This window comes from Bacillus sp. EKM202B (genome assembly GCF_011066025.1).
Taxonomy (GTDB): domain Bacteria; phylum Bacillota; class Bacilli; order Bacillales; family Bacillaceae_G; genus Bacillus_A; species Bacillus_A toyonensis.
This window is the reverse complement of record NZ_JAAMNK010000019.1, coordinates 64799-83149: the sequence shown is the minus strand read 5'-3', so window position 1 is coordinate 83149 and position 18351 is coordinate 64799. Positions and strand designations below refer to the sequence as shown.

Annotated in this window: 22 protein-coding genes; 19 read left to right on the top strand and 3 right to left on the bottom strand. The window is 38.3% G+C overall.

Translation table 11 applies throughout. The features are described from left to right. Positions 1 to 25: 25 nt before the first annotated feature. Positions 26 to 550 (bottom strand): DUF2529 domain-containing protein, encoded by a 525-nt coding sequence (locus G9F74_RS20655; protein ID WP_016107306.1) that lies wholly within the window; start codon positions 548 to 550, stop codon positions 26 to 28. A gap of 201 nt (positions 551 to 751) precedes the next feature. Here G9F74_RS20655 and spo0F point away from each other — a divergent pair, with 201 nt between their 5' ends. From spo0F to G9F74_RS20585, 15 genes are all read left to right on the top strand, one after another. Then, positions 752 to 1120 (top strand): sporulation initiation phosphotransferase Spo0F, encoded by a 369-nt coding sequence (spo0F, locus tag G9F74_RS20650; protein ID WP_000398594.1) that lies wholly within the window; start codon positions 752 to 754, stop codon positions 1118 to 1120. 211 nt (positions 1121 to 1331) lie between these two features. Then, a complete protein-coding gene (locus G9F74_RS20645) occupies positions 1332 to 2189 on the top strand; it encodes a class II fructose-bisphosphate aldolase (protein ID WP_001131849.1) in 858 nt (285 codons plus the stop codon). A gap of 343 nt (positions 2190 to 2532) precedes the next feature. Next, positions 2533 to 3822 (top strand): UDP-N-acetylglucosamine 1-carboxyvinyltransferase, encoded by a 1290-nt coding sequence (murA, locus tag G9F74_RS20640; RefSeq protein WP_016107305.1) that lies wholly within the window; start codon positions 2533 to 2535, stop codon positions 3820 to 3822. Between the two features lie 116 nt (positions 3823 to 3938). Beyond that, the gene (gene glpX / locus G9F74_RS20635; RefSeq protein ID WP_000442336.1) at positions 3939 to 4904 is read left to right on the top strand and encodes a class II fructose-bisphosphatase; all 966 of its coding nucleotides are present in this window, start codon (positions 3939 to 3941) and stop codon (positions 4902 to 4904) included. 271 nt (positions 4905 to 5175) lie between these two features. Then, positions 5176 to 6447: a transcription termination factor Rho gene (gene rho, locus G9F74_RS20630; protein WP_001053898.1), complete on the top strand. Its 1272-nt coding sequence runs from the start codon at positions 5176 to 5178 to the stop codon at positions 6445 to 6447. A gap of 644 nt (positions 6448 to 7091) precedes the next feature. Beyond that, entirely contained in the window at positions 7092 to 7337 is a 246-nt protein-coding gene (locus tag G9F74_RS20625; protein WP_000643435.1) for a type B 50S ribosomal protein L31, read from the top strand. A 108-nt stretch (positions 7338 to 7445) separates the two neighbouring features. Beyond that, positions 7446 to 8033, top strand: a complete 588-nt coding sequence (locus G9F74_RS20620) for a thymidine kinase (protein WP_000280856.1) — start codon at positions 7446 to 7448, stop codon at positions 8031 to 8033. A gap of 393 nt (positions 8034 to 8426) precedes the next feature. Continuing rightward, entirely contained in the window at positions 8427 to 9494 is a 1068-nt protein-coding gene (prfA, locus tag G9F74_RS20615) for a peptide chain release factor 1 (protein WP_000887062.1), read from the top strand. Further along, entirely contained in the window at positions 9494 to 10345 is an 852-nt protein-coding gene (gene prmC / locus G9F74_RS20610) for a peptide chain release factor N(5)-glutamine methyltransferase (protein ID WP_016107304.1), read from the top strand. The genes prfA and prmC overlap by 1 nt, the downstream gene beginning before the upstream one ends. Positions 10346 to 10457: 112 nt before the next feature. Beyond that, positions 10458 to 11321, top strand: coding sequence for a stage II sporulation protein R (spoIIR, locus tag G9F74_RS20605; protein ID WP_000745082.1), 864 nt, complete (start codon positions 10458 to 10460; stop codon positions 11319 to 11321). Between the two features lie 49 nt (positions 11322 to 11370). After that, a complete protein-coding gene (locus G9F74_RS20600; RefSeq protein WP_000758449.1) occupies positions 11371 to 11829 on the top strand; it encodes a GNAT family N-acetyltransferase in 459 nt (152 codons plus the stop codon). A 108-nt stretch (positions 11830 to 11937) separates the two neighbouring features. Beyond that, the gene (locus G9F74_RS20595) at positions 11938 to 12978 is read left to right on the top strand and encodes an L-threonylcarbamoyladenylate synthase (RefSeq protein ID WP_016107303.1); all 1041 of its coding nucleotides are present in this window, start codon (positions 11938 to 11940) and stop codon (positions 12976 to 12978) included. A 77-nt stretch (positions 12979 to 13055) separates the two neighbouring features. Further along, positions 13056 to 13604 carry a manganese efflux pump MntP gene (locus tag G9F74_RS20590; protein ID WP_016107302.1) on the top strand — a complete coding sequence of 183 codons (549 nt, stop codon included), beginning with the start codon at positions 13056 to 13058 and terminating at the stop codon, positions 13602 to 13604. Positions 13605 to 13623: 19 nt separating this feature from the next. Continuing rightward, positions 13624 to 13755, top strand: a complete 132-nt coding sequence (locus tag G9F74_RS30165) for a hypothetical protein (RefSeq protein ID WP_016107301.1) — start codon at positions 13624 to 13626, stop codon at positions 13753 to 13755. Positions 13756 to 13834: 79 nt separating this feature from the next. Continuing rightward, positions 13835 to 14110 (top strand): DUF3935 domain-containing protein, encoded by a 276-nt coding sequence (locus G9F74_RS20585; protein ID WP_000197483.1) that lies wholly within the window; start codon positions 13835 to 13837, stop codon positions 14108 to 14110. Between the two features lie 315 nt (positions 14111 to 14425). Here G9F74_RS20585 and G9F74_RS20580 read toward each other — a convergent pair whose 3' ends face one another. Both G9F74_RS20580 and G9F74_RS20575 read right to left on the bottom strand, forming a co-directional pair. Beyond that, positions 14426 to 15037 carry a flavin reductase family protein gene (locus G9F74_RS20580; protein ID WP_000949061.1) on the bottom strand — a complete coding sequence of 204 codons (612 nt, stop codon included), beginning with the start codon at positions 15035 to 15037 and terminating at the stop codon, positions 14426 to 14428. Positions 15038 to 15203: 166 nt separating this feature from the next. After that, positions 15204 to 15590 (bottom strand): DoxX family protein, encoded by a 387-nt coding sequence (locus G9F74_RS20575; RefSeq protein ID WP_000968621.1) that lies wholly within the window; start codon positions 15588 to 15590, stop codon positions 15204 to 15206. A 388-nt stretch (positions 15591 to 15978) separates the two neighbouring features. Here G9F74_RS20575 and G9F74_RS20570 point away from each other — a divergent pair, with 388 nt between their 5' ends. The 4 genes from G9F74_RS20570 (at position 15979) to G9F74_RS20555 (ending at position 18327) form a co-directional block, all read left to right on the top strand. Further along, positions 15979 to 16476 (top strand): PTS sugar transporter subunit IIA, encoded by a 498-nt coding sequence (locus G9F74_RS20570; protein WP_000473666.1) that lies wholly within the window; start codon positions 15979 to 15981, stop codon positions 16474 to 16476. A gap of 231 nt (positions 16477 to 16707) precedes the next feature. Then, a complete protein-coding gene (locus tag G9F74_RS20565; RefSeq protein ID WP_000832365.1) occupies positions 16708 to 17148 on the top strand; it encodes a low molecular weight protein arginine phosphatase in 441 nt (146 codons plus the stop codon). Positions 17149 to 17244: 96 nt separating this feature from the next. Next, on the top strand, positions 17245 to 17688 hold the full coding sequence (rpiB, locus tag G9F74_RS20560) for a ribose 5-phosphate isomerase B (RefSeq protein WP_000869542.1): 444 nt from the start codon (positions 17245 to 17247) through the stop codon (positions 17686 to 17688). A gap of 66 nt (positions 17689 to 17754) precedes the next feature. Continuing rightward, positions 17755 to 18327 carry a TIGR01440 family protein gene (locus G9F74_RS20555; RefSeq protein WP_000136360.1) on the top strand — a complete coding sequence of 191 codons (573 nt, stop codon included), beginning with the start codon at positions 17755 to 17757 and terminating at the stop codon, positions 18325 to 18327. The last annotated feature ends 24 nt before the right edge of the window (positions 18328 to 18351 follow it).

The window sequence follows — 18351 nt, the reverse complement described above, 5'->3', positions numbered from 1 at the left end:
AAGCGCCTGAAATAGGGCGCTTTTTTTAATATTCGTTTAACATTTCATCAATTGTAAATTTCAATCCGTGATAAGCAAATAAGGCTATCATTAAACTTGGGAATCCGTAGCGATTACCTTCATCGTCTGGAATAAGACCTTTTAACAGTTTTGTATCAATATGTACATCTGTATATTGTTCCAGTGATTCAATACCTTCTTCAATAGCAGAGATTCCAACGATAGAGTGACCTTCTTCTTGAAGTTTTTTTGCAATACTTACCGCTTCTTCATCTGTTGAAAAACGGCTAATAAGAAGTACACGGTCTGCAGAAGTTACTTCTGCTTCTTTATCATTTTCAAATAAACGTTTCGCTTGCTGCATTGGTTCAGCACCGAATAGTGCTTCAGCAACAACGCCATCCATTTCATTTGTACCATGTAAATAAATGAAGCCATCGCCAACTAATGCTTGAGCAAGTAGACGAGCGCTATCTTCTATATTCATTTCCTCTTTTTGAGAAACTCTGGAGAAATAACCACTTAATTGAGTCGAAAAAATTTTTAACATAATGTTACTCCCTTCGTACGTGTTCGCCGGCTTTCATTATAGTGTATTTTTTTAGAAAGGTGAAATCGTAGGGTAGCATAACAAAAAAGGAAACGGTAAAATAAGAAAGAATAGGAAGGAATTTGCCAAAGAATAGCGAAAATAAATCGTTAAGATATAAGAAGCTTTAAATCTTGTATTTATACAGAAAGGTTGGGAGTTATGGAAGGGAAAATTTTAATCGTTGATGATCAATATGGCATTCGTGTGTTATTACATGAAGTGTTCCAAAAAGAAGGTTATCAGACGTTCCAAGCAGCGAATGGATTTCAAGCTTTAGATATCGTGAAAAAAGATAATCCAGATTTAGTTGTGTTAGATATGAAAATTCCAGGTATGGATGGTATAGAGATTTTAAAGCATGTAAAAGAAATTGATGAGAGTATTAAAGTAATTTTAATGACTGCTTATGGAGAGCTTGATATGATCCAAGAGGCAAAAGATTTAGGAGCTTTAATGCACTTTGCTAAACCATTTGATATTGATGAAATTCGTCAAGCGGTGAGAAATGAGCTTGCTGTAGAGGCGTAAAAAATGAATTTTTTATAAAAAATATGGAAAAAAGCGTTTACATGGACTATTGAGCAGGTGAATACAGTTGAGTTTTTGAGTACAAGTTGTTATCCTATTGAGTGTAGAAAAAAGTCCGGTATGTAAATATACATATTTTACCTTATTCTGGTCATACTACCAGCGATAAGAATTTATCGGATACAAAAAACGTTTTTTAGGAGGATTCACCATGCCTTTAGTTTCTATGAAAGAAATGCTAAACAAAGCACTAGAAGGAAAATACGCAGTTGGTCAATTCAACATGAACAACTTAGAGTGGACTCAAGCTATCTTAGCTGCTGCGGAAGAAGAAAAATCTCCTGTAATCCTAGGTGTATCTGAGGGTGCAGCTCGTCATATGACTGGTTTCAAAACAGTTGTAGCTATGGTTAAAGCTTTAATCGAAGAAATGAACATTACTGTTCCTGTAGCGATTCACCTTGACCATGGTTCAAGCTTCGAAAAATGTAAAGAAGCAATCGATGCAGGTTTCACATCTGTAATGATTGACGCTTCTCACCACCCATTCGAAGAAAACGTTGAAACTACTAAAAAAGTGGTAGAATACGCACACGCTCGTAACGTATCTGTTGAAGCTGAGCTTGGAACAGTTGGCGGACAAGAAGATGATATCATCGCTGAAGGCGTAATTTACGCTGATCCTGCAGAGTGTAAGCACCTTGTTGAAGCAACTGGCATCGACTGCCTAGCTCCAGCTTTAGGTTCTGTACACGGTCCTTACAAAGGTGAGCCTAACTTAGGATTCGCAGAAATGGAGCAAGTTCGCGACTTCACTGGCGTACCTTTAGTATTACACGGTGGTACTGGTATCCCAACTGCTGATATCGTAAAAGCTATTTCTTTAGGTACTTCAAAAATTAACGTAAACACTGAGAACCAAATTGAGTTTACAAAAGCTGTTCGTGAAGCATTAAACAAAGATCAAGAAGTTTACGATCCTCGTAAATATATTGGACCTGGCCGCGAAGCTATCAAAGCAACTGTTGCTGGTAAAATTCGCGAATTCGGTTCTAACGGTAAAGCGTAAGAATAAAATTCCGTTTTGGAAACCGTCTAGTCTTTTAGACGGTTTCCTTTCGTTGTATAATGAAAGCGTGAACAAGTCTAAAGATTTTTATCATTTCGTTTTTGAAATAGAAAATAATGTGCATAGTCCTATTAATAAATGTGATAACGTATCTAAATTGATAAATTTTGCTCGATGAATAGTTAATCTTTATCTATTCGGAATATAGGAGAAATGGAGATAATGGTTTCCTATTTATTGAGTTTTGGGATGGAAAGAGTGATTGAGATTCTTAAGGGGAATCTTCTAATTCTTTTTATAAAGAATTTAGAAGGTAAATACATTCACAAGAAGGGAGCTCAATATGGAAAAATTGCTAATTGAAGGCGGAAGAGCTTTAAATGGAACAATTCGAGTGAGTGGTGCGAAAAACAGCGCTGTTGCACTAATTCCAGCGACAATTTTAGCAGATACTCCAGTAACCATTGGTGGAGTTCCTAATATTTCGGACGTGAAAATGTTAGGAGACTTACTAGAGGAAATTGGAGGGAAAGTAACATATGGGCAGGAGGAAGAGATGGTAGTCGATCCTTCTAACATGGTTGCGATGCCTTTACCAAATGGAAAAGTGAAAAAGTTGCGTGCTTCTTATTATTTAATGGGTGCGATGCTTGGTCGTTTTAAAAAAGCTGTTATTGGGCTTCCAGGTGGATGTCATTTAGGACCGAGGCCGATTGATCAGCATATTAAAGGGTTTGAAGCGTTAGGTGCACATGTTACGAATGAACAAGGTGCTATCTATTTAAGAGCAGATGAATTGCGCGGGGCACGTATTTATTTAGACGTTGTTAGTGTAGGGGCTACGATTAATATTATGCTAGCAGCTGTCCGAGCGAAAGGTAGAACTATTATTGAAAATGCAGCGAAAGAACCCGAGATTATTGATGTAGCTACATTGTTAACAAGCATGGGAGCACGCATTAAAGGTGCTGGTACAGATGTAATCCGAATTGATGGTGTGGACTCACTGCATGGTTGTCACCATACTATCATTCCAGATCGTATTGAGGCTGGTACGTATATGATTTTAGGAGCGGCATCAGGAGGAGAAGTAACAGTTGATAATGTTATTCCTCAGCATTTAGAGTCAGTTACTGCAAAGCTAAGAGAAGCTGGTGTTCAAGTTGAAACGAACGATGATCAAATTACAGTGAACGGTAATAGAAGGTTAAAAGTAGTTGATATAAAAACGCTTGTATATCCAGGTTTCGCAACAGATTTACAACAGCCGTTTACGACGCTTTTAACAAAGGCGCACGGGACGGGAGTTGTAACGGATACAATTTACGGTGCTCGTTTCAAACATATTGATGAATTACGTCGTATGAATGCACAAATTAAAGTAGAAGGTCGTTCGGCAATTGTAACTGGTCCTGTTTTATTACAAGGTGCAAAAGTAAAGGCGAGTGACTTACGAGCTGGGGCTTCGCTTGTTATTGCAGGATTAATGGCGGATGGAATTACAGAAGTAACCGGACTTGAGCATATTGATCGAGGTTATGAAAATATAGTAGACAAGCTTAAAGGGCTTGGTGCAAACATTTGGCGAGAACAAATGACAGAGCAAGAAATTGAAGAGATGAAGAACGCATAAGTGATACTTCCGCAAGTGGGGAGCGAAGTATCACTATTTGCGGAAGTACACTTTATAGAAAAATAAAGTTCACAAAATACGGCAGAAGTATAAAGGCTTAAAGGAGAGGGATTATCGTGGAAAGAAGTTTATCTATGGAGTTAGTACGTGTAACAGAGGCTGCAGCATTATCATCAGCGCGTTGGATGGGACGCGGGAAAAAGGATGAAGCAGACGGTGCAGCAACGTCTGCTATGCGTGATGTATTTGATACAATTCCGATGAAAGGTACAGTTGTAATTGGTGAAGGTGAGATGGATGAAGCGCCAATGCTGTATATCGGAGAGAAATTAGGTACAGGGTATGGCCCGCGCGTAGACGTTGCAGTTGATCCTTTAGAAGGGACAAACATTGTAGCAGCTGGCGGATGGAATGCACTTGCCGTTATTGCAATTGCAGATCATGGTAATTTGTTACATGCTCCTGACATGTACATGGATAAAATCGCGGTTGGTCCAGAAGCAGTTGGAGCCGTTGATATTGATGCACCTATTATTGATAACTTACGTGCAGTTGCGAAAGCAAAAAACAAGGATATTGAAGATGTTGTAGCAACAGTTTTAAACCGTCCACGTCATCAAGCAATTATCGAAGAAATTCGTAAAGCTGGTGCTCGTATTAAATTGATTAACGATGGAGATGTAGCTGGAGCAATCAATACAGCATTTGACCGTACAGGTGTAGATATTTTATTCGGTTCTGGTGGGGCTCCTGAAGGAGTATTAGCAGCTGTCGCATTAAAATGTTTAGGTGGAGAAATCCACGGAAAGCTTCTTCCTCAAAATGAAGCTGAATTAGCTCGTTGTAAAAAAATGGGTATTGAAGATATAAATCGTATCCTTCGTATGGAAGACTTAGTAAAGGGTGACGATGCAATCTTTGCAGCAACAGGTGTAACAGACGGAGAATTGCTACGAGGCGTTCAATTTAAAGGTAGCGTTGGAACAACACAATCTCTTGTTATGCGTGCAAAATCAGGTACAGTACGTTTCGTAGACGGACGCCATAGTTTAAATAAAAAACCGAACTTGGTTATTAAATAAAAAGTGCAAGCGGCTCGTTCAGAATGGAAGAAGCAAAGCTACCGACCATTCTAGTTGTTAAAACTAGATTAAATAATAAGCGAAGACAAATTTTCTTGTCTTCGCTTATTGTATTTGTGTCCCAACGTATTGATTAAAACTAGATAAAAGGGTTACAATAGTGAATATTACCCTACTTGAACTTATTGCCTTTCATTATTAATTATTTGCCTTCCGTATTTTTTCCCTTTACCCATGTGAAAAGAGAATAACGTTAAAGTGTGGTGTCTGAATGAATTTGTCAATTGCAGCATTAGAAAACATGAAATTAAAAGAGTTATACGAGCTTGCGAAAGAATTTAAGATTTCGTATTATAGCAAATTAACGAAAAAAGAATTAATCTTCGCCATTTTAAAAGCTCGAGCAGAAAAAGAAGGTTTCTTTTTCATGGAAGGCGTATTAGAAATTATTCAATCAGAAGGATTTGGATTCCTACGTCCTATCAACTATTCTCCAAGCTCAGAAGATATTTATATCTCAGCTTCGCAAATTCGTCGTTTCGACTTACGTAATGGAGATAAGGTTTCTGGTAAAGTACGACCTCCGAAAGAAAATGAACGCTATTTTGGATTATTACAAGTTGAAGCTGTAAACGGAGATGATCCAGAGTCAGCAAAAGAGCGTGTGCATTTCCCTGCATTAACACCATTATACCCAGATCGCCAAATGAAATTGGAAACGGAACCGAAAAAGTTACCGACACGCATCATGGATTTAATCGCACCAGTTGGATTTGGACAACGTGGTTTAATTGTTGCGCCTCCAAAGGCGGGTAAAACAAGTCTATTAAAAGAAATTGCACACAGTGTTACAACAAATCATCCAGAAGCAGAATTAATTGTGCTTCTAATTGATGAGCGTCCAGAGGAAGTAACAGACATTGAACGTTCTGTTAAGGGCGATGTTGTAAGTTCTACTTTTGATGAAGTACCAGAAAATCATATTAAAGTAGCTGAACTTGTGTTAGAACGTGCAATGCGTCTTGTAGAGCACAAAAAAGACGTTATCATTTTAATGGATAGTATTACCCGTTTAGCGCGAGCTTACAACCTCGTTATTCCCCCAAGTGGTAGAACATTATCGGGTGGTATCGACCCAGCGGCTTTCCATAGACCGAAGCGTTTCTTTGGGGCTGCGCGTAATATTGAAGAGGGCGGTAGCTTAACGATTTTAGCAACAGCGCTTGTTGATACAGGGTCTCGTATGGACGATGTAATTTACGAGGAATTTAAAGGAACTGGAAATATGGAACTTCACTTAGATCGCTCATTAGCTGAGCGTCGTATCTTCCCAGCGATTGATATTCGTCGTTCTGGTACGCGTAAAGAAGATCTATTAATTCCGAAAGAGCATTTAGACAAGTTGTGGGGTATTCGTAAAACAATGCGTGATACACCAGACTTCGTTGAAGGTTTCTTACGTAAACTTCGTCAAACAAAGACAAATGAAGAATTTTTACAAAACATTGTTGCAGACTCAAAAAGGTATGTAACAACTAAGTAAAGGGAAAAGATTGGGACTCGCTTATTTCGTAGTAAGCGAGTTTTTTTATGTTTTTTAGGTGATGTTAAAGGGAGAAGTAAGTGGGAGAACCTTAGCCAGTCAGAGCTGAACGAGCCGCTTGCGCTTTTAAATTGTATCCAGTTCTGGCGGCTAGCTCTTCGCATCTAAGAACCTTCCGCCCGAAAGGTAAAAAGCACCTTTAGGGCGAAAGAACCTTAACCAGAGCTAAGCAAGCCACCTCCACTTTAAGATAATATCCAGCTCCAGCGGCTAGAATCTCCGGTCATTTCACTCTCTCGCTCGAAGCAAAAGGCGCTTCAAGGTCGAGAGTTTGAAGTGTCCTCGATTCTGAACGAGCCGCTTCTGCTTTTAAATTGTATCTAGTTCCGACGGCTAGCTCTTCGTGTCTAAGAACCTCCCGCACTAAAGGTAAAGAGCACCTTTTGTGCGAGAGAACCTTAGCCAGTCAGAGCTGAACGAGCCGTCTCCACTTTTAATTTAAAAAGACAAAAACAGGTAGTTGCAAAATGAAGTTAGCCTTGTTATAATTTCATCATATGTGTTTCATCAATATAGTTGTGTATGCAGCTGAAGATGAAAAACTCTGTTTCGAAAATGATTCAGGGCGGAAGGAGATGAAAAGAATGAAAGCAGGAATTCACCCAGATTACAAGAAAGTTGTATTCATGGACACAAACACAGGCTTCAAATTCTTAAGCGGGTCTACTAAAGGCTCTAGCGAAACTGTTGAGTGGGAAGATGGTAACACTTATCCATTACTAAAAGTTGAGATCAGTTCTGATTCTCACCCATTCTACACTGGACGTCAGAAGTTTGCTACTGCAGACGGACGCGTTGATCGCTTCAATAAGAAATACGGTATCAAGTAATAAAAACATAAAACAGGCAAGTGTATGTATTCGCTTGTCTGTTTTTTTTGCGAAAATATTATACCTTTACCCTACTTTTAACTAAAAAGTAGATGAAAGGAGAGCTTCATGTACTTAATAAATCAAAATGGCTGGATTGAAGTGATTTGTGGTAGTATGTTTTCTGGTAAATCAGAAGAGCTAATCCGCCGTGTGCGCCGCACGCAATTTGCGAAACAACATGCAATTGTATTTAAACCATGTATTGATAATCGTTATAGTGAAGAAGATGTTGTATCACATAACGGATTAAAGGTAAAAGCAGTTCCTGTTTCAGCTTCAAAGGATATATTTGAACATATTACAGAAGAGTTGGATGTTATTGCAATCGATGAGGTGCAATTTTTTGATGGGGACATTGTGGAAGTGGTGCAAGTATTGGCAAATCGTGGCTATCGTGTCATTGTAGCTGGTTTAGACCAAGATTTCCGTGGTCTACCATTTGGACAAGTTCCTCAGCTGATGGCGATTGCTGAACACGTAACAAAACTGCAAGCAGTATGTTCTACATGTGGATCTCCGGCAAGTCGTACACAACGATTAATTGATGGAGAGCCGGCGGCATTTAATGATCCGATTATTTTAGTTGGAGCTTCAGAATCGTACGAACCACGTTGTCGTCATTGTCATGCAGTTCCTGCAAACAAAAATAAGTAAAACTCGCTTTGTAGGGCGGGTTTTTTTCAAAATAGAGAGAATGAGTGGTGCAAGCCGCTTGCGCTTTTAAATATATTATCTAGCTCCGCCTCCTAGGTCCTTACGTCTAAGAACCTCCCACACGAGAAGACAAAAAGCGTCTTCTGTGCGAGAGAACCTTAGCCACTGGACCTAAGCAGTCGGCTCCGCTTTTAAATATATTATCTAGCTCCAGCGGCTAGAATCTCCGGCCATTTCGCTCTCTCGCTCGAAGCAAAAAGCGCTTCAAGGTCGAGAGCTCCAATGGCCTGCGATTCTGAGCGAGCCGCTTGCGCTTTTAAATATAATTTGCGTTTTTTTGAGTAAGTACCATATACTATTTGTATTAGATACTAGGATGTAGAGGTGAATGATGTGTTAGATCGTTTGCAAGCTGTAGAAGATCGTTATGAGAAGTTAAATGAATTGTTAAGTGACCCAGAGGTTATTAGCGATACAAATAAGCTTCGTGAGTATTCAAAAGAACAATCTGATATGCAAGAAACGGTAGAGGTGTACCGTGAGTATAAAGATGTTCGTGAGCAATTACGAGATGCAAAAGCAATGTTAGAAGATAAGTTAGACGCTGATATGCGTGAAATGGTTAAGGAAGAAGTCTCTGAATTAGAAGGACAAGAGAAAACATTATCAGAACGTCTGAAAATTTTACTTGTTCCAAAAGACCCTAATGATGATAAAAACGTTATTGTGGAGGTTCGTGGTGCTGCTGGTGGTGATGAGGCAGCTTTATTTGCTGGTGATTTATATCGTATGTATAGCCGTTATGCTGAGGTGCAAGGTTGGAAAACTGAAATTATCGAGGCGAGCTATACAGAGTTAGGTGGATATAAAGAGATTATCTTTATGATTAACGGTAAAGGTGCTTTCGCGAAGCTGAAATTCGAGAATGGTGCTCACCGTGTACAACGTGTTCCTGAAACGGAATCTGGTGGACGTATTCATACATCTACAGCAACTGTAGCTGTATTACCAGAGGCAGAAGAAGTAGAAATTACTATTCATGAAAAAGATGTTCGTGTTGATACATTTGCTTCTAGTGGTCCTGGTGGACAGAGCGTTAATACAACGATGTCAGCGGTACGTTTAACGCATTTACCGACTGGTGTAGTTGTATCTTGTCAGGATGAGAAATCACAGATTAAGAATAAAGAAAAAGCAATGAAAGTATTACGTGCACGTGTTTATGATAAATTCAGACAAGAAGCGCAAGCTGAGTACGATCAAAACCGTAAACAAGCTGTTGGTACGGGAGACCGTTCAGAGCGTATTCGTACGTATAACTTCCCGCAAAACCGTGTTACTGACCATCGAATCGGCTTAACGATTCAAAAGCTAGATCAAATCCTACAAGGTAAGTTAGATGATTTCATCAATGCCTTAGTGATGGAAGATCAGGCGCAAAAGATGGAGGCAGCTGAGTAATGCGTGTCTATGAAGCCCTGAAATGGGCTTCTTCTTTTTTACAGGAAAATGGACGAGATGAAAATGCGGGAGAACTTGTCCTTTGTCATGTATTAAAGACGAACAGAACAGGAATGCTCATGAATATGCGTGAAGAGATAACCGCGGAACAAGAGAAAAGTTTTGCAGAATTTATCCACAAGCATGTGAAAGGTATTCCGATCCAATATATGCTCGGTTATGAAATGTTTTATGGACGCTCGTTTTTTGTGAATGAAGAGGTATTAATACCAAGGCCTGAAACGGAAGAGCTTATAGTAGGAGTGCTAGAGCGAATTGAGCGTCACTTTGGTAATGAGAAACTTCATGTAGCGGATATTGGTACAGGTAGTGGAGCAATTTCTATTACGCTCGCTTTAGAAAATAAAAATCTTCATGTGTATACGGTAGATATTGCAAGAGAATCGATTGAAGTTGCAAAAGAAAATGCAAAATCTTTGGGTGCAGAAATAACGTTCTATCACGGTGATTTATTGTCACCATTTTATAAAATAGATCAAAAGTTAGATGTTGTCGTTTCAAACCCTCCATATATACCAGAAGAGGATTGGCGTGGTCTTTCTCCTGTTGTGAAAGAGCATGAACCAAAGAGAGCACTTGTTGGCGGTGAAGATGGATTAGATTTCTATCGCCGTTTTATGGAAGAATTGCCGAACGTGTTGCAGAAGAAAGCAATTGTGGCATTTGAAATTGGAGTAGGGCAAGGTGAGGATGTAAAGGAATTGTTACAACAAGCCTTTCCGCATGCTCATGTTGAAGTTGTTTTTGATATTAACGGAAAAGATCGTATGGTATTTGCAGAGATGGAGTAAGGTTCACGCCTTACTCTATTTTTTGTGGGGAAAATTCATATAGATTTTGAATTTAATAGTTTAGAAAGATGAAAGTCTGTCCACACTGTTTGTAGAGGGGACGGTGGAGGAAATGAAAAAACAAGTTATTGCTTATCTTCTTCTATTATTAATCGGTGCACAGTTACTTGTGCAGTTTGGATATATGAAAGCTGATGCGAAAGGGCCTTCTGTTATTCCGAAAGAGGCCGTTCGATTAAGAATTTTAGCAAATAGTGATTCAGATAAAGATCAGGCGTTAAAGCGTAAAGTACGCGATGAAGTAAAAGCGCAAATTGATGGATGGGTAGCAGATTTAACGTCATTTGAAGAGGCGCGAAAGGTAATTCAAAGTCATATTCCAGAAATCGAAAAAACAGTGAAAAACACGCTAAAAAAGGAAGGCAGTACAGAGTCATTCCAAGTGAAATTTGGTAAGAATGTAAAGTTTCCTACAAAGGTATATGGGAATTTTATTTATCCAGCAGGAGAATATGAAGCGGTACTCATTACAATTGGAAAAGGTGAAGGGGCGAATTGGTGGTGTGTGTTATTTCCTCCAATGTGTTTCTTAGATTTTTCAAGTGGTACAGCTGTAAGAAAAGAAGAGCATGTTGTGAAGGCTGAATCTCCTGAAGAAGATCAAGTGGAACAAGCTGAAGGGGATATAGTTGATTCACCAAAGATAGAAGAGGATAAGGTGAAGGAAAAGAAAGTTGTAAAACAGGAAGTAGCAAAAAAGGTAACAGCTTCTGAAAAGAAAGTAGTAAAAAGTGAAATAAAAGTAGAAGAACAGCCTGTAAGTAAAGAAGAAACAAAAACAGTGGAAAAAGTGGAGAATCCTGTGGAGAAAAAGCAAGAAAAACAAAATGAGTATGTACATGTAGAAGAGGAAGAAAAAAAGCCAGAAGTTAAATTATTTATTGTAGAAGCTTTTACATCTTTATTTTCTAAATAGTACTATTAACAAGTCTCTTCTCATATATAAAGATGAGGAGGGATTTATTATGAAGAAAGTGTATTTTGCTACGAAAGAGGATGTAGAAAGATTACATTCTTTTTTCGGACAAGCTAATAAAAAAGATGATAAAATAAATGAGTTATACGCACAATTTATGATTTTGGAAGAGGCGGAAGAAATACGAGCTGTAATTGGATATGAACAAAGTGAAGAAAATGCACTTATTCGTTCTTGTTTATTCACACCTCATGTGGATAAACAGACTTTCTTATATTTTTTTGAAATGTTTTTGCAGTATATGAAAGAAAAAAATATTCGACAATTGTACTTACTAACAAATCATCCACAATCTATAACAATCTTTCAGTTTTTTGACTTTGTCACTATAGAGAGAGAGAAAGTGCCAGAGGGAATTCGACAGCTAGAACACTTTTGTAAAAATATAAAAGAGCCGAATGCAATAATACTAAATTGTCAGCTATTCACAAAGTTATCCACGGATTAATTAGGTTTATCCACATTTTGTGGATAAACCTTGTTTGTCTTTTGGATAAATCTCATAGTAAACTAAAAATAGACAAGTATTTCAGGGTAGAAAAGGACGTGGAAAAAAATGCACACAAATATGTGGGTTGTGGATAATGTTGTGGAAAGAAAAAAATATTATCCACAGTTACAAGAAGCAGCAAGACTATTAAGAGAAAACGAAGCGGTTGCCTTCCCTACGGAAACGGTATATGGGCTAGGTGCAAACGCGATGAATGATGAAGCAATTGCGAAAATTTTTGAAGCAAAAGGGAGACCAAGTGATAATCCACTTATTGTTCACATAGGTACAAAATCTCAGTTAGATGGGATTGTAAATGAAATTCCACCGGTTGCGGAGAAGTTAATGGAACACTTTTGGCCAGGACCATTAACGATTATTTTGCCAAGAAAAGAAGGTATTTCTGAGAAGGTGACGGCAGGTCTTAATACGGTTGGAGTAAGAATGCCGGATCATCCAGTAGCGCTCGCTCTTATTGAGGAGGCGAATGTACCGGTTGCAGCACCGAGTGCGAATCGTTCAGGGCGTCCAAGCCCGACATTAGCTTCTCACGTATATGAAGATTTGAATGGAAAGATTGCAGGTATTGTTGATGGTGGGGCAACGGGAGTAGGCGTTGAATCAACTGTAATCGATTGTACAAGTGAGATTCCAACAATTTTACGTCCAGGCGGGATTACGAAAGAACAATTGGAAGCAGTAATAGGTACTGTTTCTTTAGATCCAGCTTTAAAGGATGAGAAGGAAAAACCGAAATCACCTGGAATGAAATATACACATTATGCACCGAAAGCGCCACTTAGTATTGTTGAAGGATCACGTGAGTTTATTCAGCGTCTTGTGGATAAGAAGAAGGAAGAAGGATTTAAAGTAGGTGTATTAACGACAGAAGAGTATCAGCATGTATATAGTGCAGATGTCGTATTATCTTGTGGTATGCGAAGTGATTTAGCTAGCGTTGCGACCAAATTATATGATGTACTTAGAACGTTTGATGCAAGTGAAGTGGATGTTATTTTTAGTGAGTCGTTCCCGAATGACGGAATAGGGAATGCAATTATGAATCGCTTAACAAAAGCAGCAGGACATCATATTATTACTGAATGATAAGGTACGATTAGCAAACAGAATATTTCTCCTCGGATAAGCATATTTTGAAGTAGCACGTCCGAGGAGGGACATGAATGACGTTTGAACAGCTAATACCTTTAATAATTATGGCATTCGCCTTAGGGATGGATGCGTTCTCGGTGAGTCTTGGTATGGGGATGATGACCTTAAAGTTAAGACAAATCCTGTATATCGGTATGACGATAGGGATTTTTCATATTATCATGCCATTTATAGGAATGGTATTAGGTCGTTTTTTATCAGAGAAGTATGGGGATATTGCACATTTTGCAGGTGCTATTTTATTAATTGGGCTAGGGTTTTATATCATATATTCGTCTATTTTAGAAAATGAAGAGACTAGAACAGCTCCTATTGGAATTAGTTTATTTTTATTTGCATTTGGCGTCAGTATAGATAGTTTTTCGGTAGGCCTTAGTCTTGGTATTTACGGAGCACAGACGATCATTACAATATTACTTTTTGGATTTATTAGCATGTTATTAGCGTGGTTTGGTTTATTAATTGGTAGACATGCGAAAGGTATACTCGGTACATATGGTGAGATAGTAGGTGGTATCATTCTGGTTGGATTTGGATTATATATCCTTTTTCCTATATAATTTTATGTAGGAGGGAATTATGAACACGCTATTGGAATGGTATGTTAAGTTTTTAACCTTCTTTCCTCGATGGCTAAGAAGACTTATAATTTGGGGTATTATTTTGCAAATTTCGATGTTAGGTTGGATTAAGTCAATTCGTGAATGGTGAGATGGTTCCTTTCTGTGCATATTTTGTTTGTACTATATTTATTGCACTAAAAATTACAGATATAGAAAGGATGAGATGAATGACGAGATTGAAGCAAGTTTTTGGTATTATTATTAGTTTTTTTGTTTTTTGGTTTAGTATGCTCGGTGTACAAATGTTTGCTGAGTTTTTAGATATCGAGTCATTGAAGTTTGTTGCGGGGAAGACTGAGGCAGCGCGTACTTTTTATTCTCCATACCCGTTTTTAATTGTTTTTCTTATTACATTACTTTCCCTATATTTCTTAGTAATTAAGCTTGGGAAACCGAAAAAAGAGAAATTGCCTACTTTAGAGGAAAAGAAGGAAGAATTATAAAAATAAAATCCCCCGCTTCTTAGCGGGGGATTTTATCATTGAGTGATGGAAGTAATTAAGTTACCTTCGCTTTAAAATATATCCAGCTCCAGCGACTAGAATCTCCGGTCATTTCGCTCTCGGCATGAAGCAAAAAGCGCTTCAAGGTCGAGAGCCCCAATGCTCTGCGATTCTGAACGAGCCGCTTCCGCTTTAAAATATATCCAGCTCCAGCGGCTAGAATGGTCGGTGGCTTCGCGTCTTCCTACGAGGCAAAAAGCGCCTCTACGTCAGAAGCTCCATCCCCCTCCCATTCTGAGCGAGCCGCTTCTGCTTTTAAACTGGCCTCACTAATTCAAATTGTTCTCCTAGTTTTGCGTAGTTGTGTCCTGCTAGACGGCTTACTGGTTTTAGTCCTTCTGCGTGAATGCGGCCTTTTTCGTATAGGTGTTCTGCGACGTGGAAACGAACGATGCGTCCGATTAGTAGATCGCAAGCTGGTGAGTCTTCCGTTCCGCCAAGAGGAATTGCGCGTTCTAATACGCATTCCATTCGAATGTTCGCTTCTTTCACACCTGGAACAGAGATGACGTCACTTTTAATTGGTGTTAGTTTTGCTAGTTCGATTTCACTCTTGTTTGGCGGAAGGTTAGCTGCTGTTTCATTAATCGCTTCTATGTAAGATTCGTCAGAAATATGTACAACAAACTCTCCTTGTTCCATTGCGTTTCGGGAAGTATCTTTCGGTGTTCCTGCTTTTCGTTGTACAGAAACTGAAATAAGTGGTGGATTAGCAGCAACAATATTGAAATAACTATAAGGCGCTCCATTTAATACACCGTCTTTTGTTATAGAAGTAACGAATGCGACGGGACGTGGAATAATGCTGCCCGTTAATAATTTGTAATTCTCTTTTTCCGTTTGTTCATTTGGATTAATTGATAACATGTTTAAAATCTCCCTTCTGAATATGACGACTTATTGTTTGTTTACAAGATGTTAGTGGGAAACTCCTGCTGGAAATAATATTTTTTTAATGATGTAAAAAAGAGATTACCTCAATTATACTGAAGTAATCTCTTTTTAAGTAAACATCTTGAAATTGAGATAAATATTAAAGTAAAACGTATGCGCCAGGCCCGATTAAAGCGACACCAACAGCGACAGCGATTAACATTAAATTATATTCAAATCCGTCTTGTGTTACCCAGTAACCATTTTTTCCGTGAACAGTGAAGATTGCCATTAACATTGTTCCAACGATAAATAATGAACCAATTACAGTGAAAATACCTGATGCGAATAAGAAACCACCTAGTAATTCAGTTGCACCAGCCATAAATGCCATAAATACACCAGGGCGTAAACCGATTGATTCCATCCAACCGCCTGTTCCTTTTAAGCCATAACCACCGAACCAACCGAATAATTTTTGAGCACCATGACCCATGAATGTAATTCCTATAATAAGACGAATAATAAGAAGACCGAAATCCATCATTTTTGAAAACCTCCTGAAAGTTTATTAACTTACCTTATGTAAGTAATAATAAAATAGTTACTTACTTTAGTCAAGTTAATTTCGAAAAAAGTTTGAATTAAATTTTACAAATTAACGACAAAAAATAAAATGTAGTAAAGACCTCTAGACAAGTTGGGCGAAAAAAGAGAAAATATAAGTAGAAGTTAACTTCTTATTGTTATTCAGACAATCAGAATTGACTGGAATTTTGTGAAGCGCTACAATAAGAGTCTATTAGTAATGACGTAATTTATTTCGAAAGCGTTTTTACAGTATAATATTCGAAGTATGAAGTCTTACATGTATCCCGAGCTTTACTAGGGATTGCCCTATAAACTTTTAGGTAAATTATAAGGAGGACTATCCTATGTTTAAAAAATTATTCGGTCTTGGTTCAAAAACAAATGAAGAAACAATTGTAGCTCCATTAACTGGAGCAGTGAAAAATATTGAAGAAGTACCAGATCCAGTATTCGCTGGTCGTATGATGGGTGACGGTGTTGCAATCGATCCTACTGAAGGTGTAGTTGTATCTCCAGTTGATGGTGAAATCGTACAATTATTCCACACGAAACATGCTATCGGAATTAAAGCGAAAAACGGTACAGAAATTTTAATCCACGTTGGATTAGAAACTGTAAAAATGGAAGGTGAAGGTTTCGAAGCTCACGTTTCTGAAGGACAAGCTGTAAAAGCTGGAGATAAATTAATCTCATTCGACTTAGAATTAATCCGTGAAAAAGCGAAAAGCACGATTACTCCAATCGTTATTACAAACACAGATGCAGCTGAGTCTATTAAGACAACTGTAGGTGTAACAGCTACAAAAGGTTCAACAGAAGTAATGAAAGTTACAATGAAATAATTGTTGTATAAAAGGAATCCGTTTCATATGAAATGGATTCCTTATTTTTTGTTGTATGTTTAGTAGGTATGTTAAAATACTCTAGGCACTTGGAAATAGGGTTTCACATATATGTGGATAGGCGCATTTTTCTTAGAAAAATGCGCCTTTTGTATATTCACATTTCTTTTGTTCCATCCTAATGTAAGCTATTATTAAAGGGAAAAGATACAATATAAGGGGTGGGTTTGGATGAAACGAGTGTTATTTGTTTGCACTGGCAATACATGTCGTAGTCCGATGGCTGAGGCGTTACTTCGTCATCATGGAGGAGATAAGTTTGAAGTGCAATCTGCTGGTGTTTTCGCCTATCCTGGAAGCGATGCATCGATATATGCGAAGGAAGCTTTAGCTGAAAAAGGAATTTCAATCGATCATGCCGCGCAGCAGGTAAATGAAGCTTTGCTTGATTGGGCTGATATTGTCGTAACGATGACGGAAAATCATAAGCAAATTGTACTTGGTCACTATCCGAGTGTTGAAAAGAAGTTGAATACATTATATGGACTAACTGAAGGTATAGGTAAAGACATTTCAGATCCTTTTGGAGGATCGCTTTCTATTTATAAAGAAACGTTAGATGAGATGGAAAAACTTGTACAAACTTTACTGAAAAAACATTCAGAGGGTTGATGTTTCGTGTATAATACGATATTGGAGATCACTTCGTCCTATTGAGGTAGCGAATGTGAAATGAAGATAATTGATTGAAACTTTGGAGGGGTAAAAATGAAAGTAGTAATAGCATCTGATCACGGCGGTATGAATATCCGTAAAGAACTTGTAAGTTTATTAGAAGAATTAAATATTGAATATATTGATTTAGGTTGTGAATGTGAAGCTGGTTCAGTTGATTACCCTGATTTTGCATTTCCAGCAGCGGAAATGGTAGCAAATGGTGAAGTTGATCGTGGTATTTTAGTTTGTGGGACAGGCATCGGTATGTCAATCGCGGCAAACAAAGTAAACGGTATTCGTTGTGCGTTAGTTCATGATACTTTCAGTGCGAAAGCAACGAGAGAGCATAATGACACTAACATGCTAGCAATGGGCGAGCGTGTAATTGGTGCTGGTCTAGCGCGTGATATCGCAAAAATTTGGTTAACAACTGACTATGAAGGTGGCCGTCACGAAAACCGCGTAGGAAAAATTAAAACATACGAAACAAAGTAATAGATTCTAACTATCAGTAGTGTGAAATATAATTTGGTGAACCAACCTGTGAAAGGAAGAGGCGTAATGACAGAAATCGTAAAGGTAAGAGAACAGCTACAAATATCGCTTTCTGATTTCCAAGAACAAGCTTCATTGCAAAGTGGTCAAATTTTTGTAGTGGGGTGTAGCACGAGCGAAGTGCTAGGAGAAAGAATTGGAACATCAGGAACGATGGAAGTAGCAGAGGCGATTTTTTCTGAGTTAAAACAATTTCAAGAGCAAACAGGTATTGCGTTAGCGTTCCAATGTTGCGAGCATTTAAACCGTGCTTTAGTAGTTGAGAGAGAAGTAGCGATAAAATATCAATTTGAAATTGTAACAGTTACGCCTGTTAGATCAGCAGGTGGTGCATTGGGGACATATGCGTATCACAATTTGAAAGATCCGGTAGTAGTTGAATTTATTAAAGCGGATGCTGGAATGGATATTGGTGATACATTTATTGGTATGCATTTAAAGCATGTAGCTGTTCCAGTTCGTACAAGTGTGAAGGAAATTGGAAATGCACATGTAACGATGGCGAAAACACGTGGAAAACTAATAGGTGGAGCACGTGCTGTTTATGCAGCGGAGGAAGAAACGATTACTTGCCGTTAAATGCGAAAAATGAGGAAGTCATAT